The organism is Christiangramia sp. LLG6405-1 (assembly GCF_045055805.1).
Lineage (GTDB): Bacteria > Bacteroidota > Bacteroidia > Flavobacteriales > Flavobacteriaceae > Christiangramia.
This window is the reverse complement of record NZ_CP159330.1, coordinates 1,292,116-1,310,445: the sequence shown is the minus strand read 5'-3', so window position 1 is coordinate 1,310,445 and position 18,330 is coordinate 1,292,116. Positions and strand designations below refer to the sequence as shown.

The window sequence follows — 18,330 nt, the reverse complement described above, 5'->3', positions numbered from 1 at the left end:
GCTTAATTTATGCAGCAGATTTTCAATTTTCTTATTAGGAATAAGAATTCAATTCTATTCCTGTTCCTGTTTGCTGTCTCTATTTTTCTCACAGTTCAAAATCACTCCTTCCATAAGAGCAGGTTTATAAGTTCTGCAAACTGGGTGACCGGTGGTGTATACTCATGGTCCAATGGCATCAACACCTACTTGAACCTGGAAGAGTACAATGAACGACTGATCACTGAAAACAATCAGCTTCGAAATATCATTTCTAATATGAATGATAGTATTTCAATTTCAAAACAGCTGGACAGTACATCATTTGAAGGAGATTACATTTTCAGACCGTCTCGCGTTATCAATAATAACTTTGCTAAAGTTGATAATTACTTAACTCTTAACCGGGGTGAAAATTCAGGAATTCAAAAAGAGTTTGGAGTAATCACCAGCCAGGGAATTGTTGGCATCGTAGATAGAGTTAATAATAAGTATTCCCGGGTTATTTCAATTCTAAACAGCAGATCCAGGATCAATGCACAATTAAGCAGTACCAATCATTTTGGTAGTCTCGTGTGGAATGGTGAAGATCCAAATATCGTACAGTTGATCGATGTTCCCAGACAGGCTCCGGTTCAAAAAGGAGATACGATCATTACGGGTGGCCGGTCGCTAATTTTTCCTGAAGGATTACCAATTGGTAGTATCGAAGATTTTACATTGGATCAAACCCAAAGTTATTACACGATCAACATCAAGCTATTTAACGACATGACCAATATTGGTTATGTTTATGTAATAGAGAACATCAATAAAGACGAAATCAAGGAATTGCAGGAGCCAGATGAACAGTAAACTACTATCAAATATTGCACGCTTCGTGATCCTGATATTTTTACAGGTTCTAATTCTGAATAACATCAATTTTCTGGGATATATCAATCCGTATCTATACGTGTTGTTCATTCTACTTTATCCCTTTGCCGGAAACCAAAGTCTGTTCCTCCTTTTATCCTTTTTGCTGGGATTAAGCATTGATATTTTTGAGGACAGCGGCGGGATCAATGCGGCTGCATGTCTGGTCGCTGCTTTTGCCCGACCTAACCTGCTACGGTTCTCCTTCGGAATTAGTTACGATCATCAGAATATCAGGCTGGCCTTTACGCCTTTTGGAGCAAAATTCAGTTATGTTTCCCTGATCGTTCTAATCCACCATTTCGTATTTTTTTCCTTGGAAATGTTTAGTGTAAATCATATACTTCTAATACTCAAGAAAACTCTTTTTTCAAGTATCTTTTCAGTAATTCTAATATTGCTGTCATTAACACTTTTCAGTAGAAAACATCGATGAGAAAATTATTGCTGTATATCACGATCCTTACCACAGGTCTTATATTCCTGGGGAGATTGTTCTATCTACAGGTAATCGATACTTCCCTTGCTATACGCTCACAGGATAACGCTATAAAAGTTATTTACGATTACCCGCAACGTGGATATATTTATGATCGTAATGGGGAACTTATGGTAAGTAACCAACCGTCTTATGATGTCATGGTTATTCCAAGAAACCTCAAACCTTTTGACACAACCGAATTTTGCAATATTCTGAATCTTTCCCGGGAAGACCTGGAAAAGAAACTGGATAAGGCAAAGATCTATTCTCCCATGTTACCTTCAGTAGTAATACCGCAACTTACCAAAAGTGAATACGCGATACTTCAGGAGAAAATGAGAAACTACCAGGGATTTTATATTCAGAAGAGATCTTTAAGAGATTACCAGGTAAATCACAGTGCAAATGTACTTGGTTATATTGCTGAAGTAAACCAGAAGATCGTTAATGATAATCCATATTATATTTCTGGTGACCTTATTGGCCGGGCCGGTGTGGAAAGTTATTACGAAGAACTTTTAAGAGGTGAGAAAGGTGTAAAATATATTCAGAAGGATAGATTTAATAGAGATATTGGACCCTATAAAGAAGGTGTTTTTGATTCTTTACCCGAAAAAGGTAAGGATATCACTTTGACCATCGACGCTGTATTGCAGGATTACGGCACAAAATTGATGGAAAACAAGCGCGGTGGTATTGTTGCGCTTGAACCTAATACCGGAGAAATCCTAACCCTGATCACTGCACCAACTTATGATCCTGCAGATCTGGTAGGAAGAAAACGCTCTCCAAATTTCACTAAATTATACCTGGATGAAGATGCTAAACCACTTTATGACCGTGGGCTTTTAGCTGAATATCCTCCCGGATCTCCTTTTAAAACCTTGAATGCCTTGATCGGACTTCAGGAAAATGTGGTGGATACAGATGATTCTTTTTCCTGTAATCATGGATATCCATATGGCCGAGGAAGGAAACTTGGTTGTCACGCGCATAGAAGTCCGTTAAGCATGATCCCGGGAATTGCCCAATCCTGCAATGCATATTTTGCAAATGTATATCGTCGCATTATTGAGAAATATCCCACTCCGCAGGAAGGAATGGATGCCTGGAATGCGCATTTAAAAAGTTTTGGACTGGGAGATTATCTGGGATCTGACCTAAGTACAGGAAGATCAGGTAAAATCCCTGATTCTGAGTATTATAATAAGATCTACGATTATCCAACTTACAAATGGTATGCTACAGCAACGCTTTCCAACGCGATTGGACAGGGAGAGGTTCTAATGACACCAATTCAATTGGCGAACATGGCGGCTACTATTGGAAATAAAGGCTGGTACTACACTCCGCATATTCTGAAAGAAGTAAACGGGCAACCAATTAAAGAAGAGAAGTACACCACGAAGAATGTAACCACTATTGAGAAAAGACATTTTGAACCTGTAGTGGAAGGAATGCACGAGGTTTATAAAACCGGAACGGCTTCTGCTTTAAGAATTCCGGGAATAGAAATAGCAGGTAAAACGGGTACTGCAGAAAACTTTACCAAGATCGATGGAAAAAGGGTTCAGCTTACAGATCACTCGATCTTTGTAGCCTTTGCTCCTGTAGATAATCCTAAGATCGCAATTGCAGTGTTCGTGGAGAATGGATACTGGGGTGGTCGTTATGCCGGAAGAATTGCCAGTTTAATGATCGAAAAATATCTGAAAGGAACTATTACCAGAACAGATATGGAAGACTGGATCCTGTCACATAGCCTGGAAGACGAATATGCCAAGCCATTAAGCGGCGAACCCTTCATAATTAACAGATAAATGGCGAGAAGCAATGGAGCCAGTTTTGACTGGATAAGTATCTTAATCTATTTAGCACTTATACTTTTTGGATGGGCCAATATCTACTCTGCTTCATTGGGATCTACCAGCGGTTCTTTTTTTGACCTTGAACAGCCTTATGGAAAACAGGCTCTGTTCGTAGGGCTTAGCATTTTTCTTGTTATTATCATTTTGTCTATAGAAGCGAAATTTTACCAGCGCTTTTCGAGTATTATATATTTAGTATCGCTTCTATCACTAGCCGGGCTCTTTGTCTTCGGAAAAACAATTTCAGGAGCAACCTCCTGGTATTCCTTTGGAAGCTTTGGACTGCAACCATCTGAATTTGCCAAGTTTGCCACTGCCCTTGCGCTGGCAAAATATCTTAGTGATATTCAAACCAACATCAAAAGACTGGATCACCAGGTCAAGGCTTTTATCATTATCGCAATTCCTGCGATTCTAATCGTACCTCAGCCAGATCCAGGAAGTGCCCTGGTTTATGCTGCTTTCTTTTTCCCATTGTATCGTGAAGGTCTTTCTGGCTTTTATCTTATAACCGGACTCTCCGCGGTCGCAGTATTCATTTTAACGCTAATTATAGGTCCCATTTGGGTAAGTGTAGTAGTAGCCGTGATTGCCTTAGTGATGTTCTTTCTGAAGTCTCGAAAGGGCCCGGGCAAAGTCCTTATCAGCGTATTTGCGATCATATCGATTGCGTTGAGCTTTTCAGTAAATTATATTTTCGAGAATGTTTTTGAACAGCGTCACCGGGATCGTTTCAATATTGTTCTTGGAAAAGAAGTCGACTCAAGGGGAATTGGTTACAACACCAACCAGAGTGAGATCGCGATTGGTAGTGGAGGATGGTTTGGCAAAGGCTGGACCGAAGGAACTCAAACAAAAGGCCATTTTGTACCAGAGCAACATACAGATTATATTTTCAGTACAGTTGGAGAAGAATGGGGCTTCTTAGGTAGCGCAATGGTTGTATTCCTGTTTGTGGGCTTATTGTTAAGACTTATAGTTTTAGCCGAAAGACAAAGAGATCAATTCTACCGAATTTACGGTTACTCGGTCATTGGTATTCTATTCATTCACTTCCTGGTAAATATTGGGATGGTGATAGGTATTTTTCCAACAGTTGGTATCCCACTACCCTTCTTTAGTTATGGTGGCTCAGGTCTCTGGGGATTCACTATCCTGCTCTTTATATTCATCAAACTCGATAGTGACAGGCTATCTTATTAAGAGCACTGCTCTGTCATAAGCAGGATCGCTGCTATTAGAAGGATGATAAATGGGTAGATATATTTACGTTTCATAATTTCAGTATTGCGCATAAAAAAACCCGGAATTTCTCCCGGGTCATATTTATTTTTCTGTATTAGCTTTTCACTTTCTTAGTTTTATCAACACCTGCCATTTTATTTCTGGTAATGTTATTCATTTTCATATCTGAAAGTACATTCACAGCTTCCTCGATATAAACGTCCTTACTAAGGCTTTCATGCCATCTTAGTCTCTTTTCCTTCAGGATTGTATCTGTAGCGAATAACTGCTCTTCAAAAGGTAATGAGTTGTAAGTCAGATTCGTTTTATAATCTCTGATAGATTCAAACTGCTTCGCCATCTCTTTATCTTCCGCAGCTTGCGCAGCATATTCAGAATAATTTAAAGGATAACTGCTTTCATCACTCTGAGTCTTTACCCATTTGGCATTGTCCTCGATCATCTTCAACTGAGTATTAGAACTCATTCGTTCCTTACTGGCCGCGATTGCTTCATCGTAACCAACATAACCATCCCAGATATCATAATCTGCCGCATCGATCTTATCCCAGGGTAAAGGGTTTTCCTGATCTTTTTCACCAATATCTACAAAGCTGTATCGATCTGGAACCACCACATCACTCTTCACACCTTCCAATTGGGTAGAACCACCATTAACACGGTAGAACTTCTGGGTAGTGATCTTTAAAGCTCCCATATCACCCATTTCATTATTTCTTAGCCATCTGTTCAGGTCGATCACGTTTTGCACTGTTCCTTTACCATAGGTTTGCTTACTTCCAATAATAATGGCTCTCTTATAATCCTGCATTGCAGCTGCCAGAATTTCTGAAGCTGAAGCTGAAAGTTCGTTTACCAAGATTACTAATGGACCATCCCATAAAACCTGAGGATCTTCATCCTTAAGCACTTCTTTTCTTTGACCGTTAGATTTCACCTGAACAATTGGACCTTCCTCAATAAACATCCCGGCGATATCCACTACGGTTTTTAATGAACCACCACCATTATTTCTAAGGTCAAGAACGAGACCTTCCATTCCCTCCTGTTTCAGTCTGATAATATCTTCTTTGATATCTGAAGCTGCATTCCTGCTATTGTAATCTTCCATATCGAAATAGAATTTCGGCAGGTTAATGATTCCGAAGTTCTTCCCGTCTTTCTTTACCATAGAAGTTTTAGCGTAAGTTTCTTCGATCTCGATCACATCTCTAACCAAAACTACATCTTCGATATTTCCCATCACTTTTTTACGCACTGTAAGCGTTACTTTCGTGTCTTTAGGGCCTTTAATAAGATCTACTGCATCATCCAGTCTCATTCCCACGATACTCACAGCATCTTTCTCATCTTCCTGCTTTACTTTCAGGATCACATCACCTTCAGTAATCTCGTCACTTCTCCAGGCCGGACCTCCAGAAATCACTTCAGTAATAGTAATATTATCGCTGTCTTTTACCAATCTTGCTCCAATTCCTTCCAGTTTACCAGACATAGCTATATCGAACCTGTCCTTTTCCTGTGGTGCGAAATAGAAGGTATGTGGGTCAAATTCTTCCACGATGGCGTTGATATATACTGAAAAATAATCTTCTCTTTCAAGATCATCAGTAAAATCATAATATCGTTCCATATTAGAAAGCGTAGATTCTCTAGCTTCCTTTTCCAACTCAGCATCATCTTTTACCTCATATGATTCATCTGCTTCCTTCTTGGTAACTTCATCCTCCTTTAGATCATGATAAGTGATCAGCGTATTAAACTTCAGCTGCTCTTTCCATCTTTTGGTTAATTCAGCTTTTGAAGAAACATACTTCAGGTTATCATAATCTGTATCGATCTTTTCATTTTCAGAAAAGTCAAATGGCTCGGCAAGTATATCCTTGTAAATAGATCTCGCTTCTTCCATTCTCTGCTGAAGCCTTCCGTAGGTAAGATTAAAAAACTCAATATTTTTGCCCTTTATTTGATCGTCGATCTGATCTTTAAAAGAACTGAAGTCTTCAATATCCTCTTTGTAGAAAAATCTTTTTGAAGGATCCATTCCTTCAAGGTAATCCTCGTATACATTTGCCGAAAACTCATCATTTATCTCCTTGGCATCATAGTGTCCCTGGTTAAGAACATAAGTGATAAGGTCTATCAATAATTTATCTTTATCTGGATCGTCAAAAGTCTTAGTTGTAAAACTACAGGACGCAGCTGCCATGAAGACCATGACCGCCAGTAATTTAAAATTCCTTTTCATAATTCTTTTTAATTTCGTCATCGCGTGGTTACATCTAGTACAGTAAAAACTATGCCAACAGACACTTAGAAACCGACTAATTTGTCAAACCACTAATATAACGTTTCCTTATTTAAATTCTTATTTTAGCTAAACCAAATAAAACTGCATGAACAAGAAGAAACCACTGATTCTGGTTACTAATGACGATGGAATCACCGCTCCCGGAATTCGAACTCTTATCGAAGTAATGAAGGAAATTGGTGACGTAGTGGTGGTCGCTCCAGATAGCCCTCAAAGTGGCATGGGTCACGCCATTACAATTAGCGACACCTTATTTTGCGAACAGGTCACTATCAAAGAGTCTTACAAACATAAAGAATACAGCTGCTCGGGAACCCCGGCAGACTGCGTGAAGATCGCAACACAGGAGATTCTTGACCGCAAGCCAGATCTTTGCGTAAGCGGTATCAATCATGGCTCCAATAGCTCTATCAATGTAATTTACTCAGGTACGATGAGTGCTGCTGTAGAAGCTGGAATTGAAGGAATCCCGGCAATTGGCTTTTCACTATTGGATTATTCGCTAAACGCCGACTTTGAGCCTGCCAGGAAATATGTAAAAGCGATTGTTAGAAATACACTCAAAAATGGTCTTCCAGAAGGAGTGGTTCTCAATGTGAATATTCCCAAACTTGAATCTGGAGAAATTAAAGGCATGAGGGTTTGTAGACAGGCAAATGCACACTGGGAAGAGGAGTTCGATAAAAGAAGGAGTCCGCAAGGCCGCGATTATTACTGGCTAACCGGAACCTTTGTAAACAAAGATGAAGGTAAAGATACAGATGAACAGGCGCTGGCAGATGGCTATGTTTCCATAGTTCCTGTACAGTTCGATCTTACTGCGCACCATTTTCTAAAAGAATTGAATAACTGGGAGTTTAATGATTAAACAGAATATTCTAACAGGCTTTATCACCGGGCTGGCTGCCAACATTGCCGGTGTGCTGGTATATACAGGATTATTCTCCAATGCCGGGATTGATGCTACGCTAGCCGATGCTGTGGCCAACGATTATCTTGGAAAGGTCATTGCTTTAGGTGCTATTCTCAATTTCCTTCCATTTTATATATTTCTAAGGAAGAAGCAGAATTATCATGCACGCGGAGTACTGTTAGCAACTATCACTGTAGCAGTCGCTGTAGCGATTTACAAATTCGTGTTATGAAGTATTATATAATAGCCGGAGAAGCTTCCGGAGACCTGCACGCCTCGAATTTAATGAAAGCTCTGAAGAATGAAGATCCTGAGGCAGATTTCAGATTCTGGGGTGGTGATCTCATGCAGGCTCAGGGTGGCAAAATGGTAAAACATTATCGCGAACTGGCCTTTATGGGTTTTGCTGAAGTCATTATGAACCTGCGTACCATCTTCAGTAATATCAAATTATGCAAAGAAGATATTAAAAATTATGAACCCGATGTGATCCTTTATATCGATTACCCGGGATTTAACATGCGTATTGCCGAATGGGCGAAGAAGCAAGGGTATCAGAACCACTATTATATTTCTCCACAAATCTGGGCATGGAAAGAAAACCGAATTAAAAAGATCAAAAGAGACGTTGATCATATGTATGTAATTCTGCCTTTTGAAAAACAATTTTACGAGGAGAAACATGACTTCCCGGTAGAATTTGTAGGTCACCCACTGTTGGATGCCATACAGGACAGACAACCTCCTCAACCAGAAGAATTCAGAAAAGAACATAATTTAGGTAACAAGCCTATTATTGCGCTATTACCCGGAAGCAGAAAACAGGAAATTGAAAAGATGCTGAGTATCATGCTTAGCGTTACAGATCATTTTCAAGAATATCAATTTGTGATCGCAGGAGCACCCAGCCAGGATAGTGAATTTTACCAGGAATTCACCAGCAGAAAAAATGTGAGTCTTATCATGAATAAAACTTACGATGTGCTGAGTCTTGCGCATGCAGCTTTAGTGACATCTGGAACTGCAACCCTGGAAACCGCACTCTTCAAGGTTCCCGAAGTAGTATGCTACAAAGGGAGTTATATCTCATATCATATAGCCAAACGTATCATTAACCTGGATTATATCTCATTAGTCAATTTGATCATGGATCGCGAGGTTGTGAAAGAGTTAATTCAAAATGAACTCAATACTGAAAATTTGAAAAAAGAACTTACCAAGATACTTCAGGATGAAAAACGTGAAGAGATTTTTAGTGAGTACCACGAACTTGAATTAAAGCTTGGTGGAGCAGGTGCCAGTAAAAATACAGCGAAACTCATCATGGAAAATTTATAATTTATGAAGACAGCGATACTTCTAAAATTAATGATTGCCTGTATGTTGATTGCTACCCTTAGCTCCTGCGGAAGCAGATCAAGGGTGATCACCTCTAAAGAAGCACAATCCAGGGTTTCAAGAAGCGAAAAGAAGCTGGAAAGGCTGGAAGATGCTGTTGAGCCAAAAGCTGATGTTAGAGTGGCTGAGAAGATCGTAAAACATGCCAAAGGTTTTGAAGGCACCAGGTATAAATTTGGGGGCACCACCAAGAAAGGGATGGACTGTTCAGGTCTGGTCTATGTGAGCTTTCTGGAAGAAGGCTTATCGCTACCCAGAACTTCCCGGGCAATGTCTCTGCAAGGAAAAAGATTGTATTTAAAGGAAGTTAGTACGGGTGACCTGCTTTTTTTTGAAACTAATAAGAACAGAAAGGTCATAAATCATGTTGGTTTGGTTGTGCAAACCGACCGAGACAACATTTATTTCATACATTCTTCTACTTCAAGGGGCGTGATTATCTCTTCATTATCAGAAACTTACTGGAAAGATAATTTTGTGATGGCCCGTCGCGTGATTTAAAAAATTACTTACTTTCGGGCGATTAATTCCATTGCTTGAAAAGTTCCGAATTCGTTTTTATCAGGCTTAGCCTGTATCTGCTAGCAGGCATACTGGTGGGCTTCTCTTTTACTGCAGATCTGCGTTTGAGCTTAGTGATAACTACGAGCTGCCTCCTACTCTTTTTCATCGCGTATTACAGAAGCTCGAAATTAATCTTTCCAGATGTCTTCTTCGGAATAGTCACCTTTTTATTAGTAGCAAGTCTAGGATTTACTGCTGTTCAGCTTAGGCAACCGGAAAATATAAATTCACATTATACCAATTTTGAGATTGAAGCAGGTCAAATTTTGAAAGCTGAAGTTTCGGAAGAATTGAAACCGAACCAGTATAATTCCAGATACATTGTTGAAGCCAGATCTCTTCAGAATAAAGAAAAATCTGAACAACTTTCCGGAAAGATCCTGCTCAGCATCAAGAAGAACATCGGTGAGCCTAAGAGCTTAAAGCCCGGAGATATTTTGTTACTCCCCTTTACGACCGAGCTTGTCAAAGCACCAGCAAATCCATTTATGTTTAGTTACCGGGATTATCTGGAAGGTTTGAAGATTCACCGCCAATTGCAAATAACTCCCACACAAGTTGAAGTTCTTTCCTTTAATAAGAGTTTACACAGTTATTCCAGGTCTTTACGCACTAACCTGATCGACAATGTCCGAAAATATAATTTTTCGCAAGATGAACTTGCAGTTTTCCAGGCATTAATTCTTGGTCAACGCAGCGATTTGAATGACAAACTTTACAAGGATTACGCTTCTGCGGGCGCTGTGCATATTCTCGCAATTAGCGGACTTCATATTGGTATCCTTCTATTGATGCTTAACTGGCTATTGAAACCTCTAAAAAGATTTAAAGCGGGTAAATGGTTAAGTTTATTGCTTTGCATTGTTTTACTATGGAGTTTCGCGGTGCTTACAGGGCTGCAACCATCGGTTGTAAGAGCAGTAACCATGTTTAGCTTCCTTGCAATTGGTCTTAACCTGAAGAGGAAAACAGGAGCTTTTAATAGCCTTTCCTTATCATTCTTTTTCCTGTTACTCATCGACCCTTATTATATTCTGCAGGTAGGCTTTCAGCTGAGTTATCTCGCGGTATTCAGTATTTTATTGATCCAACCAAAACTTTATGGACTAATAAGTATCGATCATAAGTTCCTCGATTATTTCTGGAAACTAAGTTCGGTTAGTATTGCTGCACAAATAGGTGTTCTGCCGCTTAGCATCTATTATTTCCATCAGTTTCCCGGACTATTTCTGCTCACCAACCTATTCATTTTACCTTTTCTGGGCGTTCTGCTTTTCTCAGGAATTCTCGTATTGATACTGGCATATGTTGGCTGGTTACCAGATTTGTTGGTGTGGCTTTTCAACAAACTGCTGTCTATCATGAATTGGGTAGTAACCGAAATTGCTTCTATCAAACCATTCGTTTTTTCCAATATTAATTTGAGCATTTTCCAAACAATCGCCTTTTATTTGATTCTAGCTGGGATGATGATGCTTTGGCAGAAATTAAACTATAGAAACCTGATCGCCTTTGCCATAGGATTAATTATACTTCAGCTTAGTTTTATTGCTAATAAGTTTTCGAATCCTTCAGCTGAAATTGTGGTTATGCATCGCTACAAGGAAAGTATGATCACTTTTAAGGATAACAAGAATGTAATAGTGGCTACAAGCACTTCCGAAGCAGCCGAACCAATTGATTATATACGGGAAAGGAAAATAGAAGAGCTGGAAAAAACCAGTTTAGAGGATTTTTATATGACTCCGGAAGGTCTGCTTTATATACAAAGCGATAGTATCAATCTGCCAGAACTTGAAATCCATCCTGATATTCTTTTACTTCGGAATTCTCCAAAGGTAAATTTTGATAGGTTATTAATAAATGCTCAACCGAAGCAGATCATAGCCGATGGTAGTAATTATCCATATTTGATCAAGAAATGGAAAGCGACTGCCAGTAATAAAAAAATCCCTTTCCATGCCACTGCTGAAAAGGGAGCCTATATGATGAGGTAATCTATTTCTAACCAGAGAATTTACTTTCGAAGTTCTCCTGGTAAGCTTTCCAGTCTTCCTCTGTAGTTACATTTTTGTAATCATTGGAAGCAAAAACCTTCAAAAAGATCTCCAGTTTTTGAGGAGTAAGATACCCTTTAAGAGGAGAAAGAAACTTGCCTTTTTCATCGAAGAAAACCATCGTTGGGTAAGCATTTACTCCCATTGCCAGAGCAAATTCATGTACAGAATTTCTTCCTTTTTTGTTAGCCTGATAATTTGGATTCTTGAATACCTTGTCGTTGTATTTTACCACCTCATTACCTTCAGCATTAAACTTTACGGCATAATAGTGCTTGTTGATATAGCTGGCTACATCCTTATTACCAAAAGTATTTTTATCCAGAAGTTTACATGGACCACACCAGGTAGTGTAGGCATCAACAAAAATCTTTCTTGGCTCCTTCTTTTGAGCTTCCAAAGCTTCGTTCATGCTCATCCAGTTAATCTCCTGGGCCTGTACCGCCGAAATAGCCGATATAAATGTTAGAAAGAATATTAGTTTTTTCATAAGCTAAAATTAATGAATTTAGCTAAAAGCAAAAAGCGTTCCTAAGCTAATAGAAACGCTTTGATAAAGCTTTCATTATTTGATTCCGTGCATTAATTTCTTCAGCAATGGATTTAGTAATGCTACCAGCAATCCACCGGCGATAGGAACTATGGTGAATATGAGGAAAAAGGTAGAAAGGTCATACTGTTCTGTAACAGATTCGATCATACCTCCAAGTGAACCGGCAAGTTTGTTTCCAATGGCTATCGCCAGGTACCACATTCCAAACATAAAGGCGATCATTCTTGCTGGCACCAGTTTACTTACATAAGATAATCCAAGTGGCGATAAACATAATTCACCAAGGGTATGTAACAAGTAGGCCAGAATAAGCCAGATCATGCTCACTTTTGCTCCTTCTGCTAGTCCGCTTGACCCGAGAGCCAGTAGTCCAAATCCGAGTCCAAGAAGCACAAGCCCAAAGCAGTATTTGTAAGCAGCAGAGGGATTGTATTTACTCTCCCACCATTTCGAGAAGAAAGAGGCAAATACTATAATAAAGAAGGAGTTCAAAATGCTAAACCATGACACAGTGATCTCGGTCGTTGCTGCTGAAAATTCACGCACCAACATCCAGATCACCAGAGCCCAGATCCCCGCAAAGCATATTCCCAGGATTATATTTGAACCAGGTATTTTTGAAAAAGTCTGTTTCCATAAAAGATAAAGTACCCAGGTAATGATTGCCAGCGGAACTACCGTAAGCAGTGCATTCATGACATTAAAGATCATCGCTGAATTTCCAGTAAGTACCCTGTCCACATTATCTCTTGCAAAAATGATAAGTGATGAAGCTCCCTGTTCAAATGCCAGGAAGAAAAACACTGTAAACACAGCAAAAATGATCACTGCGATTAATCTGTCTCTAACTATAGGCGCATAGCGAGAGATTCTGGAAATAACCAGCACCAGAAATAATGCGAGACCGATCAATGCCATTCCAATTGGTCCTGAAAATGGCTCACCTCCAAGATCAAAAGGCATCACAACTGGGAGTAAGTTCAGATCACCGATCCTGGAAACCGGATCGTTAATAAGATAGAGCAATCCAATAGTGGCAGATGCGAATACCAGAATTTTATCGAGTAAAGTAAAAGGATTAGGCTTGTGAATAACACCTTTACTTTCCTCTTCTTTAAGGTGCTTTGCTTCCAATTCTTTGTCTGGCACTCCACCTATTTTCCCAAATAGAGGTTTTGCCAGCCAGAATTGTAAAGTTCCTAGAAGCATAAAGATTCCGGCAAGGCCAAATCCCCAGCTCCAGCCAATTTTTTCAGCTAGATATCCGCAAAGCATCATTCCAAAAAATGCGCCCGCATTTACACCCATATAAAAGATAGTGTATGCACCATCTTTTTTATCAGTTTTGCCTTCATACATTTCAGAAATGATAGAGGTGATATTCGGTTTAAAGAAACCAGTTCCAATCACCAATAAACCAAGTCCCAGGTAAAGGGAAGTTTCAGTTTCCAACGCCATGGATGCATGACCCAGGGTCATTATTGCAGCACCTATGATCACTGCCCAGCGGTATCCAGTAAATTTATCTGCGATGAGTCCGCCCAGAATTGGAGTTAAATATAGGAGTCCTGCATAAGTTCCGAAGAGAGCTCCGGCATTTTCTGCAGTCCATCCCCAACCTGGGTTATCTACTCCTACGATAGCCATGGTTAGGAAATTCACCAAAAGCACCCGCATTCCGTAGAACGAAAAGCGTTCCCACATTTCGGTAAAGAAGAGGACAAAAAGTCCTGCAGGATGGCCTAAAACTTTACTTTTAAAAAAGTCATTTTCTACATTAACTTCTCCGTTGGCTGTCATATTTAAATGATATTAAGACTGCGTATCACCAAGTTCAAAATTCTCCTGCTGTGGTAGCTCTGCTTCATTATCCTCAACTCCATGAGTAAGTCTCTTTAAAGGCTTCAACAATAGAATCACAAGTATACCGAAGATCGCCGTAAAGATGGTAATTCCCCAGAATGTCTTGTATTCCATATCAGTTTGAATTTCTTCCACTATGAAGTTTCCACTCCATCCTTTTTTCTCATCACCTTGTTTAAAATCTATCAATACATGGTAAGGATCTTCAGCAGTAACTTTTTCCTCCTGTAAAGTTTCAACTACTTCGTTGCTTCTCTCACTATCCTTAAACTGAATGAAATCAAGCATTGGCTCATTCCCTTCCAGCGTGGTAAGTTTCAATTCCCCATTTTCTTCATAAACATTTCCTGCAAGTCTGAAATCCTGTTGTTTATCCACTACAGAATCGTTGATTTGAAGGTTCTGGGTCATTTCTGAACCGGTAGCATTAAGATTGACTACCATTGGCTCTCCCTGGGAAAATTCTCCAATTACACCGGCAACTTTGTTACCGAGACCTGTCGCTGCAAAATAAACACCCATCATAAGAGATGCATATTTGACCGGAGCAAGTTTAGTAATGAATGAAAGCGCTACTGGTGAAGAACAAAGCTCCCCGATAGTATGCAGTAAATAAGCAAGAACCAACCAGTACATTGCCGCCTTTTCATCGTAAGGAGTATAGCTTTTCGCAGCCATCGCCATAAAGATGAATCCAAGACCCATAATAATCACACCGGTCGCCATTTTAAAAATAGACGAAGCCTCTTTGTTTTTAAGTTTTCTCTTAGCCCAGAAGTTTGCAATGACCACACCAAATATGATAATAAACATTGCATTCAATGACTGGAACCATGTCGCAGGAACTTCGCTACCAATTAAAGGTAAATCGAATGGGATCGATCTATCAGTTTTATCCAGCGCGTAAATATTCATTAGTCCACCGGCCTGCTCGAAAGCACCCCAGAATACAACTACTAAAAGAAATGATAAGATCATTACAACGTAACGGTCTTTCATTATTTGGGTAGTAAGGTCTTTGTAAACCATTAGCATTAAGGCTGTAACCAGGGTAAGGAAGATATAAAGTAAACCATAAGGCAAGGATTCAAAGATCAGGTAGTAAACAGATCCAGCCATTAATACAGCTGTAATTCCCAGTTGTAACGGCGATTTCAGTAATTTACTGAACATGTTCCCAAGAGAAGCACCTTCACTACGCTCTGCTTTTGAAAGAAGGTTACCAACATTTACCAGATATTTCTGTCCCCATAGATAAACCAGAAGACCTAAAGCCATCGCGATTCCCGCAAGACCGAATCCCCAGTGCCATCCTATTTCTTCTCCAACATATCCTACGATCAAACTGGAAAGAAAAGCTCCAAGGTTGATCCCGATATAGAATATAGTAAATCCTTTATCTCTTCTAATATCACCTTCCTTATAAAGTCCACCAACCATAGTAGAAATATTCGGTTTAAGCATTCCTACTCCGGCGATGATCAAAGCAAGACCTGAGTAAAAAGCCCACATTTCTTCCACTGCAAGAATACCATGTCCTACAACCAGCACAATACCTCCAACCAGCACAGTTTTCTTCTGCCCTAATAGCTTATCTGCGATGATACCTCCGGGAATGGATGCCACATATACCAGCATGGTATACCAGCCATAAAGCGCGATCGCTTCTCCACCTGTCCAGCCTAAACCTGCATTTCCTCCTGTAGTGGCACTTACAAGATAAAGTACCAGAATTGCACGCATTCCATAATAGGAAAAACGCTCCCACATTTCAGTGAAAAATAAAATATAGAGACCAACCGGGTGTCCAAATAATTCTTTTTGATTAGCGCGTACGTCTTGAGTTGCCATTAATATGAGAGTATTAGATTAAAGTTTTTCGAGTATAAAGTCTGTCATCATCTGGTAAAGATGAAGCCTGGTGTTTCCACCGTAAATTCCATGATTTCTATCTGGGTAGATAGCCCAATCAAATTGTTTATTTGCCTGCACCAGTTCTTCCACCATGCGCATCGTATTTTGCACATGTACATTGTCATCTCCACCACCGTGAATTAGCAGGTAGTCACCTTCAAGCTTATCTGCATGACTTAGCGGGGAATTCTCATCATATCCAGACGCATTTTCCTGCGGAGTACGCATATATCTTTCAGTATAAACAGTATCGTAGAATCTCCAGCTTGTAACCGGAGCCACAGCGATCGCCATAGAGAAAACATCGTTTCCTTTCAAGATGGCATTGGAAGACATAAAACCACCATAAGACCAACCCCAGATTCCAATACGATCTGCATCCACATAACTTTTTTCAGCTAATTGTCTGGCTGCTGCGATTTGATCCTCTACTTCAAATTTCCCTAGTTCCTGGTAAGTCACTTTTTTGAAGTCGGCTCCTTTAAAACCGGTTCCTCTACCATCGATACAAACGATCATATAACCTTTGTTCGCCAGTAATTGATACCAATAATCATTACTTCCAAAATATGCATTGGAAACCGACTGTGATCCGGGACCTGAATACTGAAACATCAATACCGGGTATTCCTTATTTTCATCAAAGTTCGCCGGTTTGATCGTCCACATATTGAGTTCGTTGCCGTTTATTTCAATACTGGAAAGTTCTTTTGGTGAAAATTGATAAGCTTCATTATTTTTTAGAAGCTCGTTGTTATTAAGGATCTCACGCACCTGCTTACCATCCTTTGCCCTGTGCAAGGTATAAACTGGCGGAGTATTTACATTCGTAAATGTGTTGATAAAATAGGTGTAATCTGCACTGAAATCGGCAGAATTCGTACCATCTTTCTCTGTAAGTCTGGTTTTAGATTTACCGTTTGGCTTAATAGCATATACATCACGATTCACACTTCCATTTTCAGTACTTTGAAAATAGATGCGTTTAGCTTTTTTATCATAGCCGTAATAGTTGGTCACTTCCCATTGACCTGAAGTAATCTGGTTGATCAACTTTCCATCTTCAGCATAGTGGTAAATATGATTCCAGCCATCTTTTTCGCTGGTCCAGATAAAACTATTGTCTTCAAGAAACGTTAGATTATCGGTAATATCAACATACGCCTTGTCAGTTTCATTCAAGACAACATTAGCTTCATTATTTTCAGCATTTACAAAAATAAGGTCAAGTTTACTCTGGTGCCTGTTCAAAACCTGAACGCTTAGCAGCATATCTTCTGAAGACCATTTTATTCGTGGTATATAGAAGTCGGCATAATCTCCCAGTTTAATTTCTTCGGAAGAGTTCGCTTCTACATCGTACATATGCAGACTAACTTCTGAATTAGACTCACCCGCCTTTGGATATTTAAAAACCTGTTGTGTTGGGTAAAGGTCTTTTCCGAAGAGATCCATAGAGAATTCCGGAACTGCAGATTCATCAAATCTCAAGTAAGCGATCTTTTCACCGGTTGGGTTCCATGCAAAAGCTTTTACAAAAGAAAATTCTTCTTCGTAAACCCAGTCTGTAATCCCGTTAATGATACTATTGATCTCCCCATCCATGGTCACCTGCGTGCGTTCCATAGACTTTAGATCCAGAATATAAATGTTGTTTTTAAAAACATAAGCAAGCTTGGAATTATCTGGAGAAAAAGAAGCCTCCTGAATTTTGTCATCGCTCACTTTGGTAAGTTTCTTAGAAGCTACATCGTAGATATGAACAACTTCTCTGGAAGAACGCCTGTAAATAGGCTCAATTTCAGTAGAAAGTAAAATTTTATTCTCGTCTTCGCTGAATTTGAAACTTTGAAAACTTTCGATTTCGGTAAGATCCTTACTGTTTAGAAGTGTGCGGGTTTTTTTACCAGTTTTGTAACTGTAGATATCGATGCTCACCGTACCGGATTCGCGATCGCGATTCATCACCACATATTCCTCACCATTATTCAAAGATTGTAGGGATTGAAGTCTTTCCTGACGGAAGCTGCCACTCCAGATCTCTTCAAGACTAACTTCCTTTTTTTGTGCAGATAGCACTGAAGTCGCCATGATTAGAAAGGCAACAAAAGTATAGGGGAATTTCATAAAATTTGTAGAATATTTAATGCAGGCCAAGTTTACTAAAATTTAACCAAAAAATGACTATCGATTCTTGTAAATTACTAAGTAAGTGTTAAAGAGACCAGCCTTCGTAAAGATCAAAAACCGCCTTGTGCAGGTCTTAATA

The 18,330-nt window shown here is 39.5% G+C and carries 14 protein-coding genes; 9 read left to right on the top strand and 5 right to left on the bottom strand.

Annotated elements, in window-relative coordinates; translation table 11 throughout:
• Positions 1-9: 9 nt before the first annotated feature.
• The 4 genes from mreC to rodA are packed head-to-tail and all read left to right on the top strand — an operon-like array spanning position 10 to position 4,446.
• Positions 10-834 (top strand): rod shape-determining protein MreC, encoded by an 825-nt coding sequence (mreC, locus tag ABVM50_RS06025; protein WP_405200406.1) that lies wholly within the window; start codon positions 10-12, stop codon positions 832-834.
• Positions 824-1,330: a rod shape-determining protein MreD gene (locus ABVM50_RS06020; protein WP_298246673.1), complete on the top strand. Its 507-nt coding sequence runs from the start codon at positions 824-826 to the stop codon at positions 1,328-1,330. Before mreC ends, ABVM50_RS06020 begins: the two co-directional genes overlap by 11 nt.
• Positions 1,327-3,195 (top strand): penicillin-binding protein 2, encoded by a 1,869-nt coding sequence (gene mrdA / locus ABVM50_RS06015; protein ID WP_405200404.1) that lies wholly within the window; start codon positions 1,327-1,329, stop codon positions 3,193-3,195. Before ABVM50_RS06020 ends, mrdA begins: the two co-directional genes overlap by 4 nt.
• Complete coding sequence (rodA, locus tag ABVM50_RS06010; protein ID WP_405200402.1) at positions 3,196-4,446, top strand: rod shape-determining protein RodA; 1,251 nt, start codon at positions 3,196-3,198, stop codon at positions 4,444-4,446.
• 136 nt (positions 4,447-4,582) lie between these two features.
• Here rodA and ABVM50_RS06005 read toward each other — a convergent pair whose 3' ends face one another.
• On the bottom strand, positions 4,583-6,736 hold the full coding sequence (locus ABVM50_RS06005; RefSeq protein ID WP_405200400.1) for a carboxy terminal-processing peptidase: 2,154 nt from the start codon (positions 6,734-6,736) through the stop codon (positions 4,583-4,585).
• A 148-nt stretch (positions 6,737-6,884) separates the two neighbouring features.
• Between ABVM50_RS06005 and surE the strand changes: the two genes are divergently transcribed.
• From surE to ABVM50_RS05980, 5 genes are read left to right on the top strand one after another with little or no spacing between them, the layout of a single operon-like run.
• Entirely contained in the window at positions 6,885-7,667 is a 783-nt protein-coding gene (gene surE, locus ABVM50_RS06000) for a 5'/3'-nucleotidase SurE (RefSeq protein ID WP_405200398.1), read from the top strand.
• A complete protein-coding gene (locus ABVM50_RS05995; RefSeq protein ID WP_141876747.1) occupies positions 7,660-7,944 on the top strand; it encodes a hypothetical protein in 285 nt (94 codons plus the stop codon). The genes surE and ABVM50_RS05995 overlap by 8 nt, the downstream gene beginning before the upstream one ends.
• Positions 7,941-9,050, top strand: coding sequence for a lipid-A-disaccharide synthase (gene lpxB, locus ABVM50_RS05990; protein ID WP_405200396.1), 1,110 nt, complete (start codon positions 7,941-7,943; stop codon positions 9,048-9,050). Before ABVM50_RS05995 ends, lpxB begins: the two co-directional genes overlap by 4 nt.
• A 3-nt stretch (positions 9,051-9,053) precedes the next feature.
• Positions 9,054-9,611: a C40 family peptidase gene (locus tag ABVM50_RS05985; RefSeq protein WP_405200395.1), complete on the top strand. Its 558-nt coding sequence runs from the start codon at positions 9,054-9,056 to the stop codon at positions 9,609-9,611.
• A gap of 35 nt (positions 9,612-9,646) precedes the next feature.
• Complete coding sequence (locus ABVM50_RS05980; RefSeq protein WP_405200394.1) at positions 9,647-11,671, top strand: ComEC/Rec2 family competence protein; 2,025 nt, start codon at positions 9,647-9,649, stop codon at positions 11,669-11,671.
• A gap of 7 nt (positions 11,672-11,678) precedes the next feature.
• Here the strand turns inward: ABVM50_RS05980 and ABVM50_RS05975 are convergent, their stop codons facing one another.
• The 4 genes from ABVM50_RS05975 to ABVM50_RS05960 all read right to left on the bottom strand — a co-directional run bounded on the left by ABVM50_RS05975 (position 11,679) and on the right by ABVM50_RS05960 (position 18,188).
• On the bottom strand, positions 11,679-12,221 hold the full coding sequence (locus tag ABVM50_RS05975) for a thioredoxin family protein (protein WP_405200392.1): 543 nt from the start codon (positions 12,219-12,221) through the stop codon (positions 11,679-11,681).
• 75 nt (positions 12,222-12,296) lie between these two features.
• Positions 12,297-14,084: a peptide MFS transporter gene (locus tag ABVM50_RS05970; RefSeq protein ID WP_405200391.1), complete on the bottom strand. Its 1,788-nt coding sequence runs from the start codon at positions 14,082-14,084 to the stop codon at positions 12,297-12,299.
• A gap of 12 nt (positions 14,085-14,096) precedes the next feature.
• Positions 14,097-15,998 carry a peptide MFS transporter gene (locus ABVM50_RS05965; RefSeq protein ID WP_405200390.1) on the bottom strand — a complete coding sequence of 634 codons (1,902 nt, stop codon included), beginning with the start codon at positions 15,996-15,998 and terminating at the stop codon, positions 14,097-14,099.
• A gap of 18 nt (positions 15,999-16,016) precedes the next feature.
• Positions 16,017-18,188, bottom strand: a complete 2,172-nt coding sequence (locus tag ABVM50_RS05960) for a S9 family peptidase (RefSeq protein ID WP_405200389.1) — start codon at positions 18,186-18,188, stop codon at positions 16,017-16,019.
• Positions 18,189-18,330: the final 142 nt, after the last annotated feature.